This is a genomic window from Streptomyces sp. NPDC107654, from assembly GCF_055639035.1.
This window is the reverse complement of record NZ_JBVKBI010000060.1, coordinates 1-1,542: the sequence shown is the minus strand read 5'-3', so window position 1 is coordinate 1,542 and position 1,542 is coordinate 1. Positions and strand designations below refer to the sequence as shown.

Sequence of the window (1,542 nt, the reverse complement as noted above, 5' to 3'; positions counted from 1 at the left end):
GCTACACCCTTACCCCGGGACAACCACCGCCCGGGATGGACTACCTTCCTGCGTCACCCCATCACTCACCTACTAACCGCTTGGTTCGGCGGCTCCACCACTTTCCTTTCCCCGAAGGGTCCGGAACGGCTTCACGGCCTTAGCATCACGATGCTCGATGTTTGACGCTTCACAGCGGGTACCGGAATATCAACCGGTTATCCATCGACTACGCCTGTCGGCCTCGCCTTAGGTCCCGACTTACCCTGGGCAGATCAGCTTGACCCAGGAACCCTTAGTCAATCGGCGCAAACGTTTCTCACGTTTGTATCGCTACTCATGCCTGCATTCTCACTCGTCAACCGTCCACGACTACCTTCCAGTGCCGCTTCACCCGGCAGACGACGCTCCCCTACCCATCACAGCCTCCGTTGGGAGTACATGCTGCAATGACACGACTTCGGCGGTACGCTTGAGCCCCGCTACATTGTCGGCGCGGAATCACTAGACCAGTGAGCTATTACGCACTCTTTCAAGGGTGGCTGCTTCTAAGCCAACCTCCTGGTTGTCTGTGCGACTCCACATCCTTTCCCACTTAGCGTACGCTTAGGGGCCTTAGTCGATGCTCTGGGCTGTTTCCCTCTCGACCATGGAGCTTATCCCCCACAGTCTCACTGCCGCGCTCTCACTTACCGGCATTCGGAGTTTGGCTAAGGTCAGTAACCCGGTAGGGCCCATCGCCTATCCAGTGCTCTACCTCCGGCAAGAAACACACGACGCTGCACCTAAATGCATTTCGGGGAGAACCAGCTATCACGGAGTTTGATTGGCCTTTCACCCCTAACCACAGGTCATCCCCCAGGTTTTCAACCCTGGTGGGTTCGGTCCTCCACGAAGTCTTACCTCCGCTTCAACCTGCCCATGGCTAGATCACTCCGCTTCGGGTCTTGAGCGTGCTACTGAATCGCCCTGTTCGGACTCGCTTTCGCTACGGCTTCCCCACCCGGGTTAACCTCGCAACACACCGCAAACTCGCAGGCTCATTCTTCAAAAGGCACGCAGTCACGAGATACGTGCAAGCACGTATCCGACGCTCCCACGGCTTGTAGGCACACGGTTTCAGGTACTATTTCACTCCGCTCCCGCGGTACTTTTCACCATTCCCTCACGGTACTATCCGCTATCGGTCACCAGGGAATATTTAGGCTTAGCGGGTGGTCCCGCCAGATTCACACGGGATTTCTCGGGCCCCGTGCTACTTGGGTGTCTCTCAAACGAGCCGCTGATGTTTCGACTACGGGGGTCTTACCCTCTACGCCGGACCTTTCGCATGTCCTTCGCCTACATCAACGGTTTCTGACTCGCCTCACAGCCGGCAGACTGTGAAAGAGAGATCCCACAACCCCGCATGCGCAACCCCTGCCGGGTCTCACACGCATACGGTTTGGCCTCATCCGGTTTCGCTCGCCACTACTCCCGGAATCACGGTTGTTTTCTCTTCCTGCGGGTACTGAGATGTTTCACTTCCCCGCGTTCCCTCCACACTGCCTATGTGTTCAGCAG

The 1,542-nt window shown here is 57.1% G+C and carries 1 rRNA gene (only partly in view); it reads right to left on the bottom strand.

The window, feature by feature from the left end:
- Positions 1 to 1,542: ribosomal RNA gene (locus ACZ7N4_RS39100) — 23S ribosomal RNA — on the bottom strand; its annotated part reaches 1,428 nt to the left of the window's first position; the annotation flags it as partial.